Origin of the sequence: Allosphingosinicella sp., assembly GCF_036403745.1 — a bacterium.
GTDB lineage: Bacteria > Pseudomonadota > Alphaproteobacteria > Sphingomonadales > Sphingomonadaceae > Allosphingosinicella.
On the sequence record NZ_DASWQI010000059.1, the window covers coordinates 21560 to 40968 of the forward strand.

Consider the following 19409-nt stretch of genomic DNA (forward strand, 5'->3'; position numbering starts at 1 on the left):
CCCTTGCGTGTTCCGGCAAGCGAAAGGCTCACCGACAGGAAAGCCGCTCGGGACGGTTCGTTCCGCGTCCGACCCGGGGCGGCGGCTCGCTAGCCGCGTTGGGGCGCCGCGGCAAGTCCCGCCGCGGCGCCCGCCCCCGAAGCGTCAGGGGAAGTAAGGGGGATGGACCAGCGGATCGCCGTTGGCGCCCAGCACATCCTCGGCGTCGACTCCGCCCGCAAAGTTCGGGAAGCCGCCGTTGGTCAGCACGTTGCCGTGGGCGACGAAGAAGGTGTCGAGCTCGGGGCTGGCATTGCCGCCGTAATTCTCGCCGTCCGGCGACCCCGCATAGCCCGGGAAATAATAATGGGCGTCGCTCGACACCTGCTCGAGGAAGATGGCGTTGCCTCCGAACGTCGCCCCGCTGGCGTCGATATGGTTGTTGGTGAGCGACAGGCCGAGCTTGGCGAAATCGCCCGACAAGGCGGTGCCGCCGACTACCGAGTAGAGCCCGAACGAGGAACCGTCGCCGAGCTGCGAGACAATGTTGTTGTCGACAGTCGCCTCCAGCACCGCGGAATTGGCCGCCTCGCCGCCGTTCGAGAGCAGCACGATCGCGCCCGCGCCCGCAGCAATGTCGTAGATGCTGTTGTGGACGATGTTGACGCTGAAGCTGGCATTGCCCGCCCCCGCACTCTTCTCGAGCCCAGCGAAGATGCCGGCGCCGCCGCCGGACGAGCCTTCGCTGCCCGATACATTGTCGGCGCCGTTCCCGATTGTGTTGTCGGCGATGTAGCCGCGGATATCGCCCGCCTGCTGCGTGTAGAAGGCAGCGAGCGCGCTGCCGTCGGCGCCGGTGAACGTGTTGTTGGTAACGGCGAAGTCGACGTGGATGTTGGTCCCGGCGCCGCCGCCGTCGAGCAGCACCCCGCCCGAGCCCGGTTCGCTGTTCTGGGTGTTGGCGAAATGGTTGTTCTCGATCGTCAAATTCTGGGTCGAGCTGCCGAGCGCCTTGATTTCGAGCATATCCTCGCGGCCGCCCTGGAAATCGACGCCGTTCACCGTCGCGGTTAGGCTGGCGGTGCCGCTCGTCTCGAGATGGACGCTGTCGTTGCCGGTGACGTTGTTGGTGCTGCCGAAGATCGCCTGGTCGCTGGCGCTGTCCGCGATGGTGATGTTGGACGAGCCGGAGCTGTTGACGACAAGAAGATTGTCGCCGCTGCCGCCGCCGATGACGTTGCCGAGGAAGGAGCTCGTCCCGGTCAGGCCGTGGAAGACGACCGATCCCTCGCTCGTCGACGTGCCGTTGCCGAAATGGACGGTCGAGTCGGTCAGCGAGAAATTCGCGACATTGTTGCCGAGGATGCCGTCATTCTGGTTGGCGCTGATCTCCATGTTGGCGAGCGACACGTTCGACGTCGAGTCGATGAAGACGCCGACGCCCTGCAGCGTCTGGCCGTCCGTGCCGGTCTTGTTGGCGATGAGGCCGCCCGACCCGTCGACCGAGCCGATGCCGGTGACGTGGAAGCCGCCCGAGCCCGCCGACTGGAGGATGATGCCGTCGGCGCTGCCGCCCACGGAGGTCACGCTCTGCAGCGTCACCCCGCCCGCGCCGATGGTGGCGAAGGAGATGGCGACGCCGGTGCCGCCCGCCGTGTCGATCGTATTGCCGCTGCCGGTGACGGTGACGGTGCCGCCGCTGCCGACGTTGAGCGCCGTCGCCACGGTAGTGGTGAGGTGGAGGCCGTTGATCGCCAGCGTGCTGGCGCCGGCATTGTTGAAGAAGTTGACGCCGATCGAGGCGCCGGTGTCGGCGGTGAGGCCGCCCTGAAAGGCGACGGCGAGGTTGGTGTTGGAGCCGGCGTCGAGGCCGCCGCCGGTCGCCCCGGCGATGGTCGTCGCACCGGTGACGCTGAAGTCGCCGTTGACGCCGTGCAGGTCGATCGCCCCGCCCGTGGACGCGGTCGAGGCGGCGCTGTTCAGCGTGACGTGGACAGTGCCGCCCTGGTCGATGTCGGCGATCTGGCCGGTGCCGGACTTGCCGACGTCGGTGACGGTCGCGGTGCCGACACTGCCGTTCGAATCCGAGATGCCGGCGCGGGTGACGCTGCCGATGTCGAAGCCGGAGACGTGGTTGTTCTGGGCGAGGTCGACGCCGTCATGCCCTGCGCCGGTGACGACGATGGTCGGCCGGGTGCCGGCATGCTCGATCGTCGTCGCGCCAACGACGAGGTCCTCGCCGCCGCCGACCAGGGTCTGGCCGTTGAGGAGGTGGATGCCGTCCGCCTCCGTATAGGTGCCGGTGCCGCCGCGCAGGTAGACCGTGTCGCCGGCGTGGGGGCCCGCCGCCGTGCCCTGCGCCGCGTTGAACGAGGCGATGCTGGTATAGGGATTGGCCTCGGTGCCGACGTTGGCGCTGGTGACCGCGCTGTTGTCGATGAACCAGACATGCTGGCTGACGCTGACATGGACGGTGGCGGTGTCGCTGGCGCCGTCCGCATCGGTTAGCGTGTAGGTGAAGCTGTCGACGCCGTTGAAGCCCGCGGCTGAGGTGTAGGTGAAGGAGCCGTCGGGGTTCATCGCGATATGGCCGCCATTGGCGCCGGTCGCGTCGAAGGCGCTGACATGCGTCTGGCCCGCCCCGCCGCCGAGCGGCTGGTCGTCGGTGTCGTTCGCGAGCACGCCCGTGCCGGCGGGCACCGTCAGGGTGACATTGCCGATGGCGTTGTAGCTGTCGTCGTTGGCGACCGGCGGCAGATTGTCGGCGGCGCCGTTGAGCGTGATGGTGACGTCCTGATCGGCGAAGCCGCCATGGCCGTCGGCGACCTCGATCGTGTAGGTCTGGGTAACGACCTGACCGGCGTTGAGGCTGTCGAGCGCGGCGTCGGAGACGCTGAAATGCCAGCCGACGCTGTCGGTGCCGTTGTCGACCGGATCGAGGGTGAAGCTGCCGAGATAGCCGGCGCCGTCGGGGGTGACGGTGGCGGCGTGGGTGTCGCTGGTGTCGGCATCGGTGAAAGCGACCGAGCCGTCGGCATGGTGGATCGCGATATTCTCCTGCGGGTCGTTGTTCGGAAGCTCGGTCACCGAGCCGCTCGCGACGGTGTGGGCGGCGTCGATCACCGGCGCATCGTTGGTCCCGGTGACAGTCAGGGTGACGGTCGAGGAGGACTGGGCGCCATGCTCGTCCTGCATCGTGTACGAGAGGGTCACCACCTGGCTTTCGCCGACGGCGAGATGGTCGAAATCGCTGCCCGGGTTGAAGGCGAGCTGGTTGGCGGAGATGGAGGCGCTGCCCTGCCCGGACGGCGCCGAAACGGCGACGAGGCTGAAGCTGTGGCCGTCGTCGACGTCGGTGTCGTTGGCCAGCACGTCGATATTGGCCGGCGCGTTTTCGCTTGTCGTCGCGGTGTCGGCATGGGCGACCGGCGCGTCGTTGGTGCCGGTGACGGTGACGGTGACGGTTGAGGAGGACTGGGCGCCGTGCTCGTCCTGCATCGTGTAGGCGAGCGTCACAGTCTCGGTGGCGCCGGCGGCGAGATGGTCGAAATCAGCGCCCGGCGCGAAGACGACATTGTTGCCGGCGAGCGAGACGCTGCCTTTGCCGGCGGGGCCGGAGGCGGAGACGAGGCTCAGCACCGCGCCGTCGTCGACATCCGTGTCGTTGGCGAGGACGGCGATGGAGAGGATCTGGTTCTCCGTGCCGGCGGCGGTGTCGGCATGCGCTACCGGCGCGTCGTTCGTGCCTGTGACGGTCACCGTCACAGTCGAGCTGGACTGGGCGCCATGCTCGTCCTGCATGGTGTAGGTGAGGGTCACCACCTGCGTGGCGCCGGCGGCGAGATGGTCGAAATCGGTGCCCGGGTTGAACTGCACGTTGTTGCCGGCGACGCTCGCCGATCCCTGGCCGGACGGCGCCGAGGCGGAGACGAGGCTGAGCACCGCGGCGTCGTCGACGTCCGTGTCATTGGCGAGCACGGCGATCGACAGGATCTGATTCTCGGTTCCTGCCGCCGTGTCGGCATGCGCGACCGGCGCGTCGTTGGTGCCCGTGACGGTGACCGTCACCGTCGAGGAGGATTGGGCACCATGCTCGTCCTGCATCGTGTAGGTGAGCGTCACCGTCTGAGTCGCGCCCGCCGCGAGGTGGTCGAAGTCGGTGCCGGGATCGAACTGGACGTTGGTGCCGGCGACACTCGCGGTTCCCTGGCCGGAAGGCGCCGAAGCCGAGACGAGGCTCAGCACGGCGCCGTCGTCGACATCCGCGTCGTTGGCGAGGACGGCGATGGAGAGGATCTGGTTCTCCGTGCCGGCGGCGGTGTCGGCATGCGCGACGGGGGCATCGTTGGTGCCGGTCACCGTCACGGTCACCGTCGAGCTCGACGTCGCGCCGAACTCGTCCTTCATTACATAGGTAAGCGTGACGTTCTGCGTCGCGCCGGCGGCGAGATGGTCGAAATCCGTGCCCGGGTTGAACACGACGTTGTTGCCCGCGAGGCTCACCGAGCCCTGCCCGGCCGGAGCGGAGGCGGAGACGAGGCTCAAGACGGCGCCGTCGTCGACGTCGGTGTCATTGGCCAGCACCGCGATCGAGACCGTCTGGTTCTGGGTCGTCGCCGCTGTGTCGGCATGGGCGACGGGTGCGTCGTTGGTGCCGGTGACCGTGATCGTCAGGGTCGAGCTGGAATGGGCGCCGTGCTCGTCGCTGATCGTGTAGCTGACGGTGACGGTCTCCGTCGCGCCCTGGGCGAGGTGGTCGAAGTCGGTGCCCGGATTGAACTGCACCTGGCCGCCGACCACCGACGCACTGCCCTTGCCGCTAGGCGCGGAAGCCGACAGCAAGGTGAGCGTCGCGCCGTGGTCGACGTCGGTGTCGTTGGCGAGGACGTCGACGCTCAGAACCTGGTTCTCGGTCCCCGATGCGGTATCCGGATTGGCGACCGGCGCGTCGTTCGCGCCGGCGACGGTGATGCTGAGCGTGCCGGTGTCGGAGAGGCTGCCGTCGGAGACGGTGTAGGTGAAGACGTCGACGACATTCTCGCCCTGCGCCAGCGCCTGGGCGGAGGCCGACAGGGTGTAGGTGTAGGTGCCGTCGGCGTTGAGCGTCAGCGTGCCATAGGTGCCGACGAAGGTGCCCGGCGTCGCGCTGAGATGGTCGTGCTCGAAATCGAAGTCGTTGGCGAGGACGCTGGTTGCGCTGACATAGGTCCCCTGGTCCTCACCGACGGTGGCGCTATCGTCGAAGGCGATCGGCGCGTTGTTCTGGGTGAGGTCGATCAACGCATCGCTGAACTTCAGCTTCTGGATGCTGATCAGATGGTCGGTGCCGTCGGTGCCGACATGGTCCGTGACGTACCAGCTCTGGCCGCTGCCATCGTGGACGAACGTGTAGTTGAGGATCGATCCCGAAAACACGGCCGTATCGGTGCCGGACCCGCCGTTCAGCAGGTCGTTGCCGCCGCCGCCGATCAGCGTGTCGTCGCCGGCGCCGCCGATGAGATTGTCGTTGCCGCCGGTGCCGGTGATGGTGTCGTTGCCGTTGCTTCCGGTGATCGTCGCCATGTCTCGCTCCCCCTCGATTTTCGATGACACGAAGCCGATCACCATTGAATAGCGATGAACAGGTTCGTTCGAACAGCCGATCGGTAGGCCCCGACCGGGCTTCCTTTGAAAATTCCCCCCCTCACGGCCAGTCTAACGATAAGCCGGAGTCCGCTCGACTGGGAGAGGACGCGACTCGGGACAAGCGCGTGCTGGAAAGCGTAGACTGATCGTGCGCAGCGAGCCTGTCCAGACTTTCCCGTAGTTAGCCCACTCTTAAAGACGATTGGGGCTGCAACGAAATGCGCCCAGCGGTTGCACAGCCGCGCCGCGGCCGCTTTTCCGGACTGCCGAAATGCGGTAGAGTCCGTGACGGGGACGGGAGATAGTCGCCTTCGATGGCAGCTGTCGGCGAAGCGCCCCGCTCAACCGGGGCGCTTCGTTTATGAGGGGCCCCGCCCTCCTCAAAAAAATTCGATGCCGTGCGATTTTTCCGCGGAACCCTTTTTCGGGAAGGCCGTTTTGCCTGTACCCCACGCGGCGGTCGGCTCCCCCTCCCCCCTCCCGCTGACCCCGCACAGCCCCGGCCGAAAGGCCGGGGCTTTTTCTTTGGGTGGCCCCCAGTGCGGGCGCGTCTCGACGCTGGCGGGGCGGCGGCGGGAGGATTAGGAACCGGTGCGAATCGAGCGCTCAACGGAGATCCCCATGTCGCGTGAACCTGCTTACCCGAAGGACGCGGCCGTCGCTCCGCCCCCCGCCGTCGCCGCCGAGACGGCCGCAGGTGCGGAAAGCGGCGCCGGCGAGAAGAGCGGCGACTCGCGCCGCCGCAAGCAGATCATGACCGGCGCCGCGATCGGCATCGGCTCCGCGGCAATCGTCGCGGCCTTGCTCTACGCCAACCGCAGCCGCCGCTCCGGCGGAAATTGAACGCCGCCTTAAAGCTTCGGTAACGGCCGCGGGCGCATTTCCGGCGCTCCACGACAGGAGTCCCGGCGATGCGTTACCTTCGCCCGATATTGCGCAACCGCCGCGGCGCGACCGCGATCGAATATGCGCTTGTGGCCAGCCTCATCGCTGTCGCGGCGATCGTCGCGATGCAGTCGCTCGGCCAGAATATGAACAACACCTTCGTTGCCGTGAACCAGTCGGTCGCCGGGAGCTAACGGCTCAGCCGTCGCGGCCGTACCATTCGTCCAGCCGCATCAGCTGGTCGTATTCGCCGTAGGGCGCGTGCTCGGGGTGGAGCTTGGCGGTGAAGGGTTCGCTCCCGGTCAGCCATTTCTCGGCCGCGGCGATGAAGTTTCTCTCGGCCCGCGCCGTAAAATCCGCGGCATCGAGGCCGGTGCGGCCGCCGACGGGGCTGGCGACATAGCCGAGCTTCCCTGCCTTTTTGGCGAGCGACCAATATTCGAAGCAGGCGGGGATACCCTCGATCCCCTCGAAGCCGCCGCGCTCGGCAATGAGGCCGAGGAGGCCCAGCTGCAGCGAATAGCCCTCCGCGACCGCCTTGGGTCCGGGCGGCATGCCGGTCTTGTAGTCGATGATGGCCAACGATCCGTCGGCAAGCCGGTCGATCCGATCCGCCTCTCCGTACAGGCTGACCTCGCCGATCTTGCACTTGCCTTTGGCCTCGGCGCGAAGCGGCCGGCGCCCTTCCGCGACCTTGCGCGCCACCTCCCCGGCGATCCAGTCGATCGCCTCGAGCAGCCGCGGCTGCCACAGCGCGCGCAGCAGCGGGTGTGACGAGGTCGCCGCCAGCAGCGCCTCGGCGCGCACACGCAGCAGACCAGGGTCGCAATCGTCCTCCTTCATCCACTCTTCGAGCACCTTGTGGACGGCGCTGCCCCGGAAGGCGGCCGAGGGCTCGGCATCGACCTCGTCGAGGGAGGGCAAGGCCAGCATCTTGCGGGCGTAGAAAGCGAAGGGATCGGCCTTGAGACGGTCGACCTCGGTCACCGAGATCGTCCTGGGGCGCAGCTTCGGTTCGGGTGACGGCGCCGGCCGCTCCGCCGGCGCGTAGGCGTCGGGCCGGTCGATGGCCTCCGCCCACCATTTGTGGGCGCGGGCGCGGGTGAGCCCGCCGGTCATCGCTTCCAATCGCAGCCAGAAGCGCGACGCCACCGCCGGCGCGCGGGCATCGCGGCGGGCGCGCGTCACCAGCACGTCGCGCCCGCCCAGCGCGCCGGCGAAGTCGTGCGCGGCGAGGCCGATACGGCGCTCCAGGCTGGGGAGTCCGAGCTCACGGCGCAGGCGGGGCGCGAGCCACGGGTCGGGCGTCGGCAGCGGCGGCCAGATTCCTTCGTTGAGACCGCCGAGGATGGTGAGATCCGCCTGCTGCAGCCGCGCCTCGATCAGGCCCCAGATGAAGATGCGCGGATGCTGCCCGTAGGGCGGCCGCACCGCGACGCCGGAGAGCAATTGCTCGAGCATCGGCACGAGCGTGGCCGGCGCGATCCGCCCGCTCGCCTCAGCGGCCGGCTCGACAGCGGCAAACAGCTCGGCCGCGGCGCGGCCGGCGAGGCCGGACCAGGCTTCGTCTCCGGTGAGCGCCGATGCCGCCTCGCGCACGGTCCCGAGCAAGGCGGCCGGGGCGACGCCGGCGGCGGCAAAGGCGCGTTCCAGGGGCCGCAGCAGCGGCACAATCTGCTTCCACCAGGCGAGGGCGGTGCGCCGCCGGTCGCGGTCCCGCCCGCTCCAGTCCGCGAGATGGTCGCCGATGCCGTCCAGCCCCGCGGGCGGGCGCGGGCCGCGAAGGGCAAGGTCGAGCGCGCGGGCGCCTTCGAGCCACGCCAGCCGCCCCTCCCCCTTGCGGACCAGGGGGTGCTTGAGGAGCGAAAGGAGCGGCACCGGCGCGAACTGTTCAGCTGCAGCTGAGGTCAGCGCCAGGAGCAAAGTACCCGGGGCCATCTCCGAAAGCGGCCGTCCGGCGCTGTCGTCCGCCTCGACGGCCCAGCGCCGCAGATGCGCCGCGACCCGGCGGGCGAGGCCGCGGTCCGGGGTGACGAGCGCAACGGTCCGCTCCGGCGTCTCCAGCGCCTCCCGCATCGCGATGGCGATCGCCTGGGCTTCCTGGGCCGGGTCGCCGATCTCGAGGGCGCGGACGCCGGTGAGGCGCCTCTCCGCGGGCGGCAGGTCCTGCCATTTCGACGTGAAGGCGGCGGGCGCCATCGCGTTGGAGATGGCGCGGCTGCGCACCGCCGGCGCATCTCTCCCGCCGCCCCAGCGCCAGCGCCGCACCTCGTCGCGGCCGACGCCCATCCGATCGAGGAGCAGCTTCAGCTGGAATTGCGGGTGGGTCTCGATCGAACGGCGGCGGAAACCGGTTTCCGGATCCGCATCGTGGGGGCCGAGCGCATCCCATTCCACCCGCGGCATGTCGCCGTCGAGGCCGGGGAGGATCACCCGCCCCTCCGGCAGCCGCGCGATCGTGCGGAGCAGCCGCGCCACGGCGGGGGCGGTGGTGGTGACGCCGGCGGCGACGACGAAGCCGCGGGGCGGCGCCTCCCCCCACCGTTCGGCAAGGGCGGTAAGCAGGCGGTTGCGGCGATCGGCCAGGTCGATGCGGCCGCGCGCCGCGAGGAGCCGCGGCCATTGATCGAGGATGATCGTCAGCCGCTCGAGCGATGCCTGCCAGTGCAGCGACAGGTCGGGAAGCTCGGCCGCGAAGGCGCGCAGGCGCTCCGGGGGAATCTCCTCGACGAGCAGCTGGTCGAGGGTGCGGGCGAGGTCCTCGGCGAGGCGCAGCGCCTCGGCGGGATCGGTGTCCGGCATATGCCGCTCAATCAGGCCGGCGAGGAGGAAGAGGCGCTCGACCGGTTCTATCGCAGGGGGCACGGCATCGGCGCCGCCGAGCGGCTCCAGCGCTCCCCCGACGCGCTCGTCCAGCTCCGGCTCGCCGATAGGCACCAGCCGCGGCAGCAGCAGGCCGCCAGCCGACCGGCGCACGAAGGCGTCCGCAATGGCGCGGCCGGCGCGGTTATTGGGGACGAGGATCAACCCTTGGGCGAGCCCGGTCTTCTCCTTGCCGTAGCGCGCGACAAGCCCCGCCGCGAGGGCGTCTGCGAAGGCGCGGTGCGCGGGGATGGTGTAGACGTTGGGGCGGGCCGGGCTCACTTACGCAAGCGTAGCGGCAGGGTCAGCCGAGCCCAAGGATTTCCTCGGCTTTCTTGATGTTGGGCGGCGCGCCGATGTCGAACCACAGCCCCTCGTGGACGACGCCGTAGAGCCGCCCCGCCTCGATCGCGCGGTCCCATAGGAGGTTGGTCGAGAAGGCGCCTTCGGGAATCTCGCCCGCCAGGAGCCGCTTCGAGACGATCTGGACCCCCGTGAAGACGAACGGCGCGACGGCGCCGGGGCGGCGGCGGCGCAGGCGTCCGGCGGCGTCCATGTGGAAATCGCCCTGGCCCTTGTGGCAGTTCGCCCGCGCATGCGGGACGAGGAGGAGCAGCGCGTCCATCCGATCATCGTCCCAGGCCGAGGCGAGGAGGCGGATCGTGTCGACCGGCCCGTCGACCCAGAGGTTGTCGGAATTGACCACCAGGAACGGGTCCGCGTCGATCAGCGGCAGCGCATGGGCGAGCCCTCCGCCGGTTTCGAGAAGCAGAGTTCGTTCATCCGACACAGCGATTTCAATGCCCTGCACGCGGTTTTTGAGATGGGCTTCCAGGGCATCGGCAAGGTAGTGGACGTTGACCACCGCCTTCGTCACCCCCGCCGCCTTCAACTTGTCGAGCGTGTGGTCGAGCAAGGTCTTGCCCGCCACTTCGACCAGCGGCTTGGGCCGGGTTGCCGTCAGCGGGCGCATGCGCTTGCCGAGGCCGGCGGCCATGACCATCGCCACCGGCGGCACCTCGCCTTGCGGTTCGGGCCGGAGCGCCAGCGGGCGGCGGTAGCGGCTCACGCCGGCCACGCCGCGGCGCGCTTCTCGGGCGGTACGTTGGCGTCGAACCAGTCCCGCACCGGCGCCAGCGCCGGGCGGGCGAGGTTGCGCTCCAGATAGGCCCAGACGCGCGGCTGGAGCGTCGTATAGAAATGCTTGCCGTCGCGCTTCCACAGGCGCGTGAAGATGCCGAGGATCTTGGTGTTCCGCTGCGCCCCGAGTGCATCGTAATGGTCGCGAAAACGGGCCGGATCCGCCACCGACGCCGCCGCGATGTAGCGCGCCAGCATCGCCTCCTCGAGCTCCGGCGAGACGTCGCGGCGGGCGTCCTGCAGCAGCGAGACGAGGTCGTAGGCGGCGTGGCCGGCGAGCGCGTCCTGGAAGTCGAGCAGGCCCAATTCGCGCGTGCCGGGCAGCACCATGAGGTTGTCGGCATGATAGTCGCGCAGCACGAGGACTGGGGCGCGCAACCCCTCCTCCACCGCCTCGCGCCACGCCTCCCGCCAAGCCAGAAGGTAGGCGGCCTCGTCGACCTCCAGCCCGAGCGCCGGCACGTACCATTCGGTGAACAGCGAGACCTCGCGCGCTTGGGCGGCGTCGTCATAGGGCCCTAGGTCGGCGGGCGCCGGGTGGCTGGCGAGGCGGGCGAGGGTGTCGACCGCCGCCTCGTAGATGCCGCGCTCGCGCTCCGGCTCCTTGGCGAGCAAAGGCGCCACCCGGCGGTCGCCGAAATCCTCGAGCAGGAGCAGTCCCTTCTCCCGGTCCACTGCGAGCGGGCGGGGCGGCAGGAAGCCGCGCTCGAGCAGGTGACCGGCGACGGCGAGGAACGGCCCCACATCCTCATGCTCGGGCGGCGCGTCCATCAGCACCGCAGTGCCGCCGTCCTTCACCACCCGGAAGTAGCGCCGGAAGCTCGCATCGCCCGCCAGCGGCACGATTTGCGCGCCTTCCCATCCATTTGCGGCAAGGAAAGCGGGCGCCGTCGCGGGCGGAATCATCGGGGCGGCCATCTGTCCCCCCAAGCCGGGGGCACCTTCGCTGTCAAGGCGCGCGCGCCCTCCCCGTCGCGGGAGAGGGTGAGCCGAAGCGCATGGGGCCACAGCTGCCCCCCAAGCCGCTCGGGCCATTCGATGACGAGCACCCCGTCCTCGAGCGCCTCGTCCAGCGCGAGCTCCTCGATTTCGGCCGAATCCTCAATGCGATAGAGGTCGACGTGCCAGAGCGGGGGTGTGAGCCCGTCATAAGGCACGACGATCGGAAAGGTCGGGCTGGCGACGTCGTCCTCGAAGCCGAGGCCGCGCAGGATGCCGCGGGCCAGCGTCGTCTTGCCGGCGCCGAGATCGCCGTAGAGGGCGACGACGTCACCGGGGCGCAGCGCTGCGGCTAGCAGGTGTCCAAGGGCCTCCGTCTCGCCCTCTCCTTCGAGCCTCACGCCTTCGTCCTCGGCAGGCGGAAGGTGACGGTGGTGCCCTCCCCCGGCTCGGAGAGCAGTTCGACCCGGCCGCCGTGGGCTTCGATGAACTGGCGGGCGAGCGGGAGGCCGAGGCCGAGCGCCGCTTCTCCGCCCTCGGCGGTGCGGTGGAAGCGGTCGAACACCCGCGCCTGCTCGGCGGGCGGAATGCCGCGGCCATTGTCGGAGACGGTGAGGAAGGCTTCCTTCCTGGTGCCGGCGCCGTGGAGGAGGATGCGGCCGCCACTTTCCGTATACGCGACGGCGTTGGCGAGGACGTTGTCGAGCGACTGGCGCAGGCGCTTCCTGTCGCCGGTGACGGCCCCGAGGCCGCGCTCCAGCTTGGTGGCGAAGTCGATGCCCTTCGCCTCCGCCTGGCCGCGGACGCTCTCGCCGGCTTCCGCGCACATCGCGCCGAGGTCGACCTCCTCGTCGGCGAGGACGAGGCTGCCGCTGTCGCTCTGGGTCAAATCGAGGACGTTGTCGATGAGGGTCCCGAGGCGCGCCACCGACTGGAGGATCGCGGCGACGTAATCGACGGCCGCGCTCGGCAGCTCGCCCGCATACCCCCCTTCGAGCATCTCCGCGAAGCCGGCGATCGAGGTGAGCGGGGTGCGCAGCTCATAGCTCATGTTCGAGACGAAGGCGGTCTTCAGCCGGTCAGCGGCCTCCAGAGCCGTAGTGCGCTCGCGCAGCGCCGCCTCGACGGTACGGCTGGCGGTGACGTCGAGCATCGTGAAGAGCGCGTTGCCGTCCGGAAGCGGCACGGCGGCGAACTCGAATTCGCGTCCGTCGAGGAACGAGACCCGGCCGGTGCGCTGCTTGCGCTCGATCGTGGCGCTGCGCACCAGCTCGCGGACCAGCCCCGAATGCTGCGGGTTCTTGAGGCTCCGGGCGATGAGCGGCGCCAGCGTGTCGATGCGCGGATGGGCGGCGAGCTGCTCCTCGTCGAAGCCCCACAAGATGCGGAAGCGGTTGTTCCAGAGGTGAAGCCGGCCGTCCGAGGCGAAGACGCCGATCGCCTCGAACAGATTGTCGAAGGTGGCGGTGCGCACGCGCAGCAAGGTGTCGCGCGCCGAGGCGAGGCGGAGCTGCTCGGTCCGATCCTCGAAGATCAGGAGCAAGCCGCCGTCGGGGAGCGGCTGGGCGACGACGCGCAGATGCTGCCCCTTGGGGAGGTTCCATTCCTCCTCCTCGGCGGCGAGCCCGCCGGTGAACCAGCGGCCATGCTCCTTCTTCCAGTCGGGATAGTCGCGGACCTCGGGAATGCAGCCGGCGTCGCGCATCGCGTCGAGCAGGCGATTGAACTCGGGCCGGTCAGCGAGGAAATCGCCCTTGAGGCCGAACAGCCGCGCGAACGGCTGGTTGAAGAAGATGAGGCTGCGGTCCCGGCCGAACTGCGCCACGCCCGCCGAGAGCCGGTCGAGCATGTCCCTCTGGGCGCGGACGAAGCGGGCGAGCTCGGCTCGCGCCTGCTCCCGATCCTCGACGTCGAGCGCGTAGCCTGCCACCCCCGCCTCGCCGATGGGCACTTCGACCACCTGCATGGTGCGCCGCTCGCCGGCAATGGTGGCGGGGACGGTGCGGACATGGGGGGCGCCGCTCTCGCGCGCCGAGGCGGCGTGGGCGGAGGCGCCGTCGCCGGGCTCGTCGATCAGCTCGACTCCGCCCGCGACGACCGAGGCGGCATCGTCGGCTTCGACTGCGTCGACATAGGCGCTGTTGACCAGGGCGAGCTTCAGGTCCGGCCCGCGGTGCCACATCGGGAAGGGCGCCGCCTCGATCAGGCCCGAGAGTGCGTCGAGCGCGGCGGCGAGGCGTCCGGCGCGGGCTTCCGCGGCACTGCGCTCCTCGGCGATGGCGGTGACGTCGAGGATCCAGACTAAGACGCCCTCGCCCAGTGACGGGGGCGCAGGCCCGCCGCGCAGCTCCAGGACGCGGGCGCCCCCCTCGGGGCGCACGGTGAGCGCGAAGCCGGCGCCGGTAGCCTGCGCGTCGGCAACCGCGGCACGCATGGCTTCGGCGTCGGCGTCGGTGAGGCCAAGATCAGCCGGCAGGTCCGAAGGAAGGCGGGAGAGTCCCAAGGCGAAGGCGCCGCGCTCGGGTCCTTCGAGGCGGCCATCGCGGCGAATGATGAGCGGTATCGCCGGCGCAGCGGCCAGGAGCGCGCCGGAGCCGGCCACCTCCGCCACCTGCCCCACCGCCTCGCGGCTGCGGCGCAGGCCCCGCAACGTCGCCCACACGGCGACCGCCAGCCATCCGCCGCAGACGAGCGCGATCAGCGCGGCGGCAGTGGGCGTGATGGAAAGCATCGCCCCCTCTTAGGGGCGGGTGCGGGGGAGGAAAAGGGTGCTGGGTGTGTGGTGCGTGCGGCCCGTCCAGCACAGCCGTCATCCCGGCGAAAGCCGGGATCTCAACGAGGAGAAGGCGCGGCGGTGGTTCCAGAGCGTCTCCGGAGAGAGATCCGGGCTTTCGCCGGGATGACGGCAACGGGGCCGCCAGCCGCTCCTCGCGCTCCTACGCCGCCAGCCGCTCCTTGCGGGCCTTGGCGAGCTTCCTCAGGATCATGTCGCGCTTCAAACGCGAGAGGTGGTCGATGAACAGCACGCCTTCCAGATGGTCCATCTCGTGCTGCAGGCAGATGCCGAGCAGGCCGTCCAGCTCCTCCTCATGAACCTTGCCGTCGCGGTTGAGCCAGCGCGCGCGGATATGGTCCGGCCGCTCGACCTCGGCGTAAAGCTCCGGGACGGACAGGCAGCCCTCATTGTAGGTCTGTAGCGTGTCCGATTCCGCAAGGATCTCGGGATTGATGAATACCAGCGGGTTGCGCACCGGCTCGCCGCCTTCCTCCTCCGGCTCCTGCAGATCGATGACGAGGATTCGCTTCGGCACGCCGACCTGGATCGCGGCTAGGCCGATGCCCGGCGCCGCGTACATCGTCTCGAACATGTCGTCGATGAGCGTCTGGAGCTCGGGCGTGATCGTCTCGACGGGCGTGGAGACGCGCCGCAGGAGCGGGTCCGGAGTCTCGAGGATGGGAAGGATCGCCATGGGCTGGAGTTAGGATTGTGCAGGCCGAAAATCAAGAATTGTGCCTCCCGAGCGGCACGCTTGGGGAGGGGGATCAGCGAAGCTGGTGGAGGGGTGTTTCAAGGACGCGGTGCGTGGAAACACCCCTCCACCACCCTGCGGGTGGTCCCCCTCCCCATCGGTTTCCGATGGGGAGGCAAACGCTAGGCCACCGGCCTCCGCGCCCTCAGCGCCTGGGCCAGCGTCCCCTCGTCGAGATAGTCGAGCTCGCCGCCGACCGGCAGGCCGTGGGCGAGCTGTGTGAGGCGGACGGGGTAGGTCTCCAGCCGCTCGGCAAGATAATGGGCGGTGGTCTGGCCCTCCAGCGTCGCGTTCATGGCCAGGACGACCTCGTCGATCCCCCCGGCGGCGACGCGGGCAACCAGCCGGTCGATGGTAAGGTCCTCGGGGCGTACGCCTTCCAGGGCCGAGAGGCGGCCGCCGAGGACGTGGAAGCGGCCGGGGAAGAGGCGCGAGCGGTCGAGCGCCCACAGGTCCGACACCTCCTCGACGACGCAGAGCAGGCGCGGGTCGCGGCGCGGGTCGGCGCAGACGCTGCACGGATCGACGGTGTCGACATTGCCGCAGGTCGAGCAGATCGCCAGCGCCTCGCTGACCCGCTCTAGCGCCCGGAGCAAGGGCGTCAGCGCCGTCTCGCGCTTCTTGAGGAGATGAAGCACCGCGCGCCGCGCCGAGCGCGGGCCAAGCCCCGGAAGGCGCGCCAGCGCCTGCGTCAGCGCATCGATCTCGGGGGAGGCCATGGCGCAGAGGTAGGGGGGAGATGGGCGGCGGTAAAGCTCCTCCCCGGTACGGGGAGGGGAACCGCGCGCGCCAGCGCGTGGTGGAGGGGGTTCGTCGCCGGCACTGCCTGGGCTCAAGACCCCCTCCACCATGCTTCGCACGGTCCCCCTCCCCGTCCTGGGGAGGATTGGCTAAGAGCAACGCCATGCGGATCGCTTTCATGGGAACGCCGGACTTTGCGGTGCCGACGCTCGACGCGCTCATCGGCGCCGGACACGACGTCGCCGCCGTCTACGCGCAGCCGCCGCGGCCGGCGGGGCGCGGCAAGGCGCTGAGGCCGTCGCCGGTGCAGGCGCGGGCGGAGGCGGCGGGGATCGAGGTGCGGACGCCGATCTCGCTCCGGTCCGAGGACGAGCAGGCGGCGTTTCGCGCCCTCGCGCTCGATGTCGCATTGGTGGCCGCCTACGGCCTCATCCTCCCGCAGCCGATCCTCGATGCGCCGCGGCTCGGCTGCCTCAACGTGCACGCCTCGCTGCTGCCGCGGTGGCGTGGCGCCGCGCCGATCCAGCGCGCGATCCTCGCCGGCGACACCCGCACCGGCGTCACCATCATGCAGATGGAGCGGGGGCTCGATACGGGCCCCATGCTGGCGAACTGGCCGGCGGAGGTGGACGGGAAGACGGCAGGGGAGTTGACGGCGGAACTGGCGGGGATCGGTGCCGAGCTGATCGTCTCCGTACTGGCCCGCCTACCCAAACTCGGCGCGAGGCCACAGCCCGAGCATGGCGTCACTTACGCTTCGAAGATCGAGAAGCATGAGGCGCGGCTCGACTTTTCGGGCAGCGCCGCGGAGGCGGAGCGTCAGGTGCGGGCGTTCAATCCCGTACCGGGCGCCTTCTTCGAATATGCAGGCGAACGCATAAAGATGCATTCCGCCGAGGCCGTCGCGGGAGCGGGTGCGCCCGGGACTGTGCTCGACGATGCGCTCACGATCGCCTGCGGAGAGGGAGCGCTGCGGCCGACCCTGGTGCAGCGGGCAGGGCGAGGAGCAATGGCCCCCGCGGAGTTGCTGCGCGGATTCCCCATCCCGACCGGCACAATGCTTTGACGCGCTTCCGGCTGACGGTCGAATATGACGGCCGGCCGTTCATGGGCTGGCAGCGGCAGGCGCACGGGCCGTCCGTTCAGCAAGCGATCGAGGAGGCGGTCGCGGCGGTCACCGGCGAGGCGGCGGTGCTCCACGCCGCCGGCCGCACCGATGCCGGTGTGCATGCTTACGCAATGGCGGCGCATGTCGATGTCGAAAAGCCGATCACCGCCTTCCGCCTTTCCGAGGCGCTGAACGCGCGGCTGAGGCCGCTGCCGGTGGCAGTGCTGAAGGCCGAAGCCGTGGCCGACGACTGGCACGCGCGGTTCAGCTGCGTCGGGCGCCGCTACGTCTACCGGATCGTCAACCGGCGCGCGCCGCTGGCGCTGGAGGCGGGGCGGGCGTGGCAGGTGGCCGTGCCGCTTGATGAAGATGCGATGCACGCGGCGGCACAGGCACTGGTCGGGCGGCACGATTTCACCACCTTTCGCTCGGCCCATTGCCAGGCGGAGAGCCCGGTCAAGACGCTCGACCGCCTAGACGTGGCGCGCGACGGCGACGCCCTCTCCGTCCACGCGGCCGCACGCTCGTTCCTCCACCACCAGGTGCGCTCGATGGTCGGCTGCCTGCAGCTGGTCGGGCGGGGAAAGTGGTCGGCGGGTGATTTGCGGGCGGCGCTGGAGGCGACGGACCGCGCCGCTCTGGGGCTGAACGCGCCGCCGGACGGCCTCTATTTCGTCGCGGCGAAATATCGGGACGAGGCCGAGGTCCCGTAGCCGAACAGGCGCTGGAGGGACTTGTCGAGCATCAGCAGCTGCCAGAGCAGGCGGCCATGCTCGCCCCGGCCGGCACGGTGGTCGGCGGCGATCCTGGCGATGGCGGCGGGCTCGAGCCACCCCAGTTCGGCGAAGGCGGGGCTGTGGGCGATGGCCGCGGCTTCGGCGGCGAGGGGCCCGCGGAACCAGGCGGAGACGGGGGTGACGAAGCCCATCTTGCGCCGGTGGAGGATTTCGGGCGGGAGACGGCCGCCGAGCGCTTTCTTCAGCAGCCATTTGCCCGAGCCGCCGCGGAGGCGGAGTTTGGCGGGCAGGCGGGCGGCGAACTCGACGAGGCGGTGGTCGAGGAGCGGCTCGCGCGCTTCGAGGCTGACGGCCATCGAGGCGCGGTCGACCTTGGTGAGGATGTCGCCGGGGAGCCAGATTTTGAGGTCGGCATATTGGGCGCGGGAGAGGGCGTCGTTTGCCGGCGCCTGGCGCATCGTCTGGACGTACCGCTGTTCGGCGCGGTGGCCCTGGAGAAGCTGCCTGAAGTGCGAGCTGTAAAGCATTGTTCGGACAGGCCGAGAAGTGGCCGTCACCGCGTCGGCATAGGCCTCCTCGGCGGAGCGGCCGAGGGCGACGAGGGTGGTCTTGGCCCGCAGGAACTGGGGCGCCCAGTCGAGCTTCGGATAAACCGCCCCGGCCGCGCCGATCGCCCCGCGCGCGCCTTGCGGCAGCAGGCGGCGGACGCGCTCCTCGGCGCTGAACAGCCGGTAGCGGCGGTAGCCGGCGAAAGCCTCGTCGGCCCCGTCGCCGGAGAGGGCGACCTTGACCCGTTCCCGCGCCAGTTCCGACACGCGGTAGGTGCCGATGGCGGAAGCGTCGGCGAAGGGTTCGTCGAAAGAGTCGGCCAGGGTGTCGATCAGGGTGAAATCGTCGCTGGCGACGGTGCGGGTGCGGTGCGCGGTGGCGAACCGCTCGGCGACCATTGCGGCGAAGCGCGTTTCGTCATGGTCGGCGACGTCGAAACCGATGGCGCAGGTCTCGACCGCCCTGCGGCTCGCCTCGGCCATGAAGGCGACGACCGCCGAGCTGTCGACCCCGCCGGACAGGAACGCGCCCAGCGGCACGTCGGCGACCATGCGCGAGGTGACCGCCTCGCGCAGGCGCTCGACCAGCTCCTCTTCGAGCGCGGAGGCCGGGGCGGTGGAGGGGCTGGAGAAATCGACGTCCCACCATTTGACCGGCGCCGGCACAGCCCTCCCCCGCCTTACGAGGAGATAATGGCCGGCGGGGAGCTTCGAGACGCCGGCGACGATCGACGCGTCGTCGGGGACATAGCCCAAGGCGAGGAAGTCCTCGACAGCCTGCGGGTTCGGCTCGCGGCGCAGGCGCGGGTGGGCGAGGAGGGCCTTCAGTTCCGAGCCGAAGATGAGCGCCCCGTCGGGCAGCGTGGCGAGGAAGAGCGGCTTCACGCCGAGCCGGTCGCGGGCGAGGAACAGCGCGTCCTCGGCGGCGTCGTAGAGGGCGAAGGCGAACATGCCGTTGAAGCGGCCGAGGCAGGACGGGCCCCATTGCCGCCATGACGCCAGGATCACCTCGGTGTCCGATTGGGTAGCGAAGATGTGGCCGAGCCTCTCCAGTTCGCCCCTGATCTCACGGAAATTGTAGATTTCGCCATTGTAGGTGATGGCAAGCTCGCGGTCGGCCGACACCATCGGCTGGAGGCCGCCCTCCAGATCGATGATCGAGAGGCGGCGGTGGCCGAAGCCGACGCCCGGCGCGGTCCAGACGCCGCTGCCGTCGGGGCCGCGATGGGCGAGGGTGTCGGCCATGGCGCGGATCCGCGCGGGTTCGACCGGCTTGGGAACGTCGGGGTGGAATAGGCCTGCAATGCCGCACATG

13 protein-coding genes are annotated in these 19409 nt (G+C 69.9%); 4 read left to right on the top strand and 9 right to left on the bottom strand.

What is annotated here, in order from left to right; genetic code table 11:
• Positions 1-144 precede the first annotated feature (144 nt).
• A complete protein-coding gene (locus VGC56_RS11560) occupies positions 145-5541 on the bottom strand; it encodes a beta strand repeat-containing protein (RefSeq protein WP_464125057.1) in 5397 nt (1798 codons plus the stop codon).
• A 684-nt stretch (positions 5542-6225) separates the two neighbouring features.
• Here VGC56_RS11560 and VGC56_RS11565 point away from each other — a divergent pair.
• A complete protein-coding gene (locus tag VGC56_RS11565; RefSeq protein WP_464125058.1) occupies positions 6226-6447 on the top strand; it encodes a hypothetical protein in 222 nt (73 codons plus the stop codon).
• 68 nt (positions 6448-6515) lie between these two features.
• Positions 6516-6683: a Flp family type IVb pilin gene (locus tag VGC56_RS11570; protein ID WP_464125059.1), complete on the top strand. Its 168-nt coding sequence runs from the start codon at positions 6516-6518 to the stop codon at positions 6681-6683.
• Positions 6684-6687: 4 nt separating this feature from the next.
• Here VGC56_RS11570 and addB read toward each other — a convergent pair whose 3' ends face one another.
• The 7 genes from addB to recR form a co-directional block, all read right to left on the bottom strand.
• The gene (addB, locus tag VGC56_RS11575) at positions 6688-9633 is read right to left on the bottom strand and encodes a double-strand break repair protein AddB (RefSeq protein ID WP_464125060.1); all 2946 of its coding nucleotides are present in this window, start codon (positions 9631-9633) and stop codon (positions 6688-6690) included.
• A 22-nt stretch (positions 9634-9655) separates the two neighbouring features.
• Positions 9656-10354, bottom strand: a complete 699-nt coding sequence (locus VGC56_RS11580) for a nucleotidyltransferase family protein (protein ID WP_464125079.1) — start codon at positions 10352-10354, stop codon at positions 9656-9658.
• A gap of 62 nt (positions 10355-10416) precedes the next feature.
• Positions 10417-11397 (bottom strand): aminoglycoside phosphotransferase family protein, encoded by a 981-nt coding sequence (locus VGC56_RS11585; RefSeq protein ID WP_464125080.1) that lies wholly within the window; start codon positions 11395-11397, stop codon positions 10417-10419.
• On the bottom strand, positions 11394-11831 hold the full coding sequence (gene tsaE / locus VGC56_RS11590; protein WP_464125061.1) for a tRNA (adenosine(37)-N6)-threonylcarbamoyltransferase complex ATPase subunit type 1 TsaE: 438 nt from the start codon (positions 11829-11831) through the stop codon (positions 11394-11396). The genes VGC56_RS11585 and tsaE overlap by 4 nt, the downstream gene beginning before the upstream one ends.
• The gene (locus VGC56_RS11595; protein ID WP_464125062.1) at positions 11828-14161 is read right to left on the bottom strand and encodes a sensor histidine kinase; all 2334 of its coding nucleotides are present in this window, start codon (positions 14159-14161) and stop codon (positions 11828-11830) included. The genes tsaE and VGC56_RS11595 overlap by 4 nt, the downstream gene beginning before the upstream one ends.
• Positions 14162-14366: 205 nt before the next feature.
• Positions 14367-14900, bottom strand: a complete 534-nt coding sequence (gene def, locus VGC56_RS11600; protein ID WP_464125063.1) for a peptide deformylase — start codon at positions 14898-14900, stop codon at positions 14367-14369.
• A gap of 182 nt (positions 14901-15082) precedes the next feature.
• Entirely contained in the window at positions 15083-15679 is a 597-nt protein-coding gene (gene recR / locus VGC56_RS11605) for a recombination mediator RecR (protein WP_464125064.1), read from the bottom strand.
• 185 nt (positions 15680-15864) lie between these two features.
• Between recR and fmt the strand changes: the two genes are divergently transcribed.
• Both fmt and truA read left to right on the top strand, forming a co-directional pair.
• Entirely contained in the window at positions 15865-16767 is a 903-nt protein-coding gene (gene fmt / locus VGC56_RS11610) for a methionyl-tRNA formyltransferase (RefSeq protein WP_464125065.1), read from the top strand.
• Complete coding sequence (truA, locus tag VGC56_RS11615) at positions 16764-17522, top strand: tRNA pseudouridine(38-40) synthase TruA (RefSeq protein WP_464125066.1); 759 nt, start codon at positions 16764-16766, stop codon at positions 17520-17522. Before fmt ends, truA begins: the two co-directional genes overlap by 4 nt.
• Here the strand turns inward: truA and VGC56_RS11620 are convergent.
• A complete protein-coding gene (locus VGC56_RS11620; RefSeq protein WP_464125067.1) occupies positions 17477-19408 on the bottom strand; it encodes an XrtA/PEP-CTERM system amidotransferase in 1932 nt (643 codons plus the stop codon). The genes truA and VGC56_RS11620 overlap by 46 nt on opposite strands.
• Position 19409: the final 1 nt, after the last annotated feature.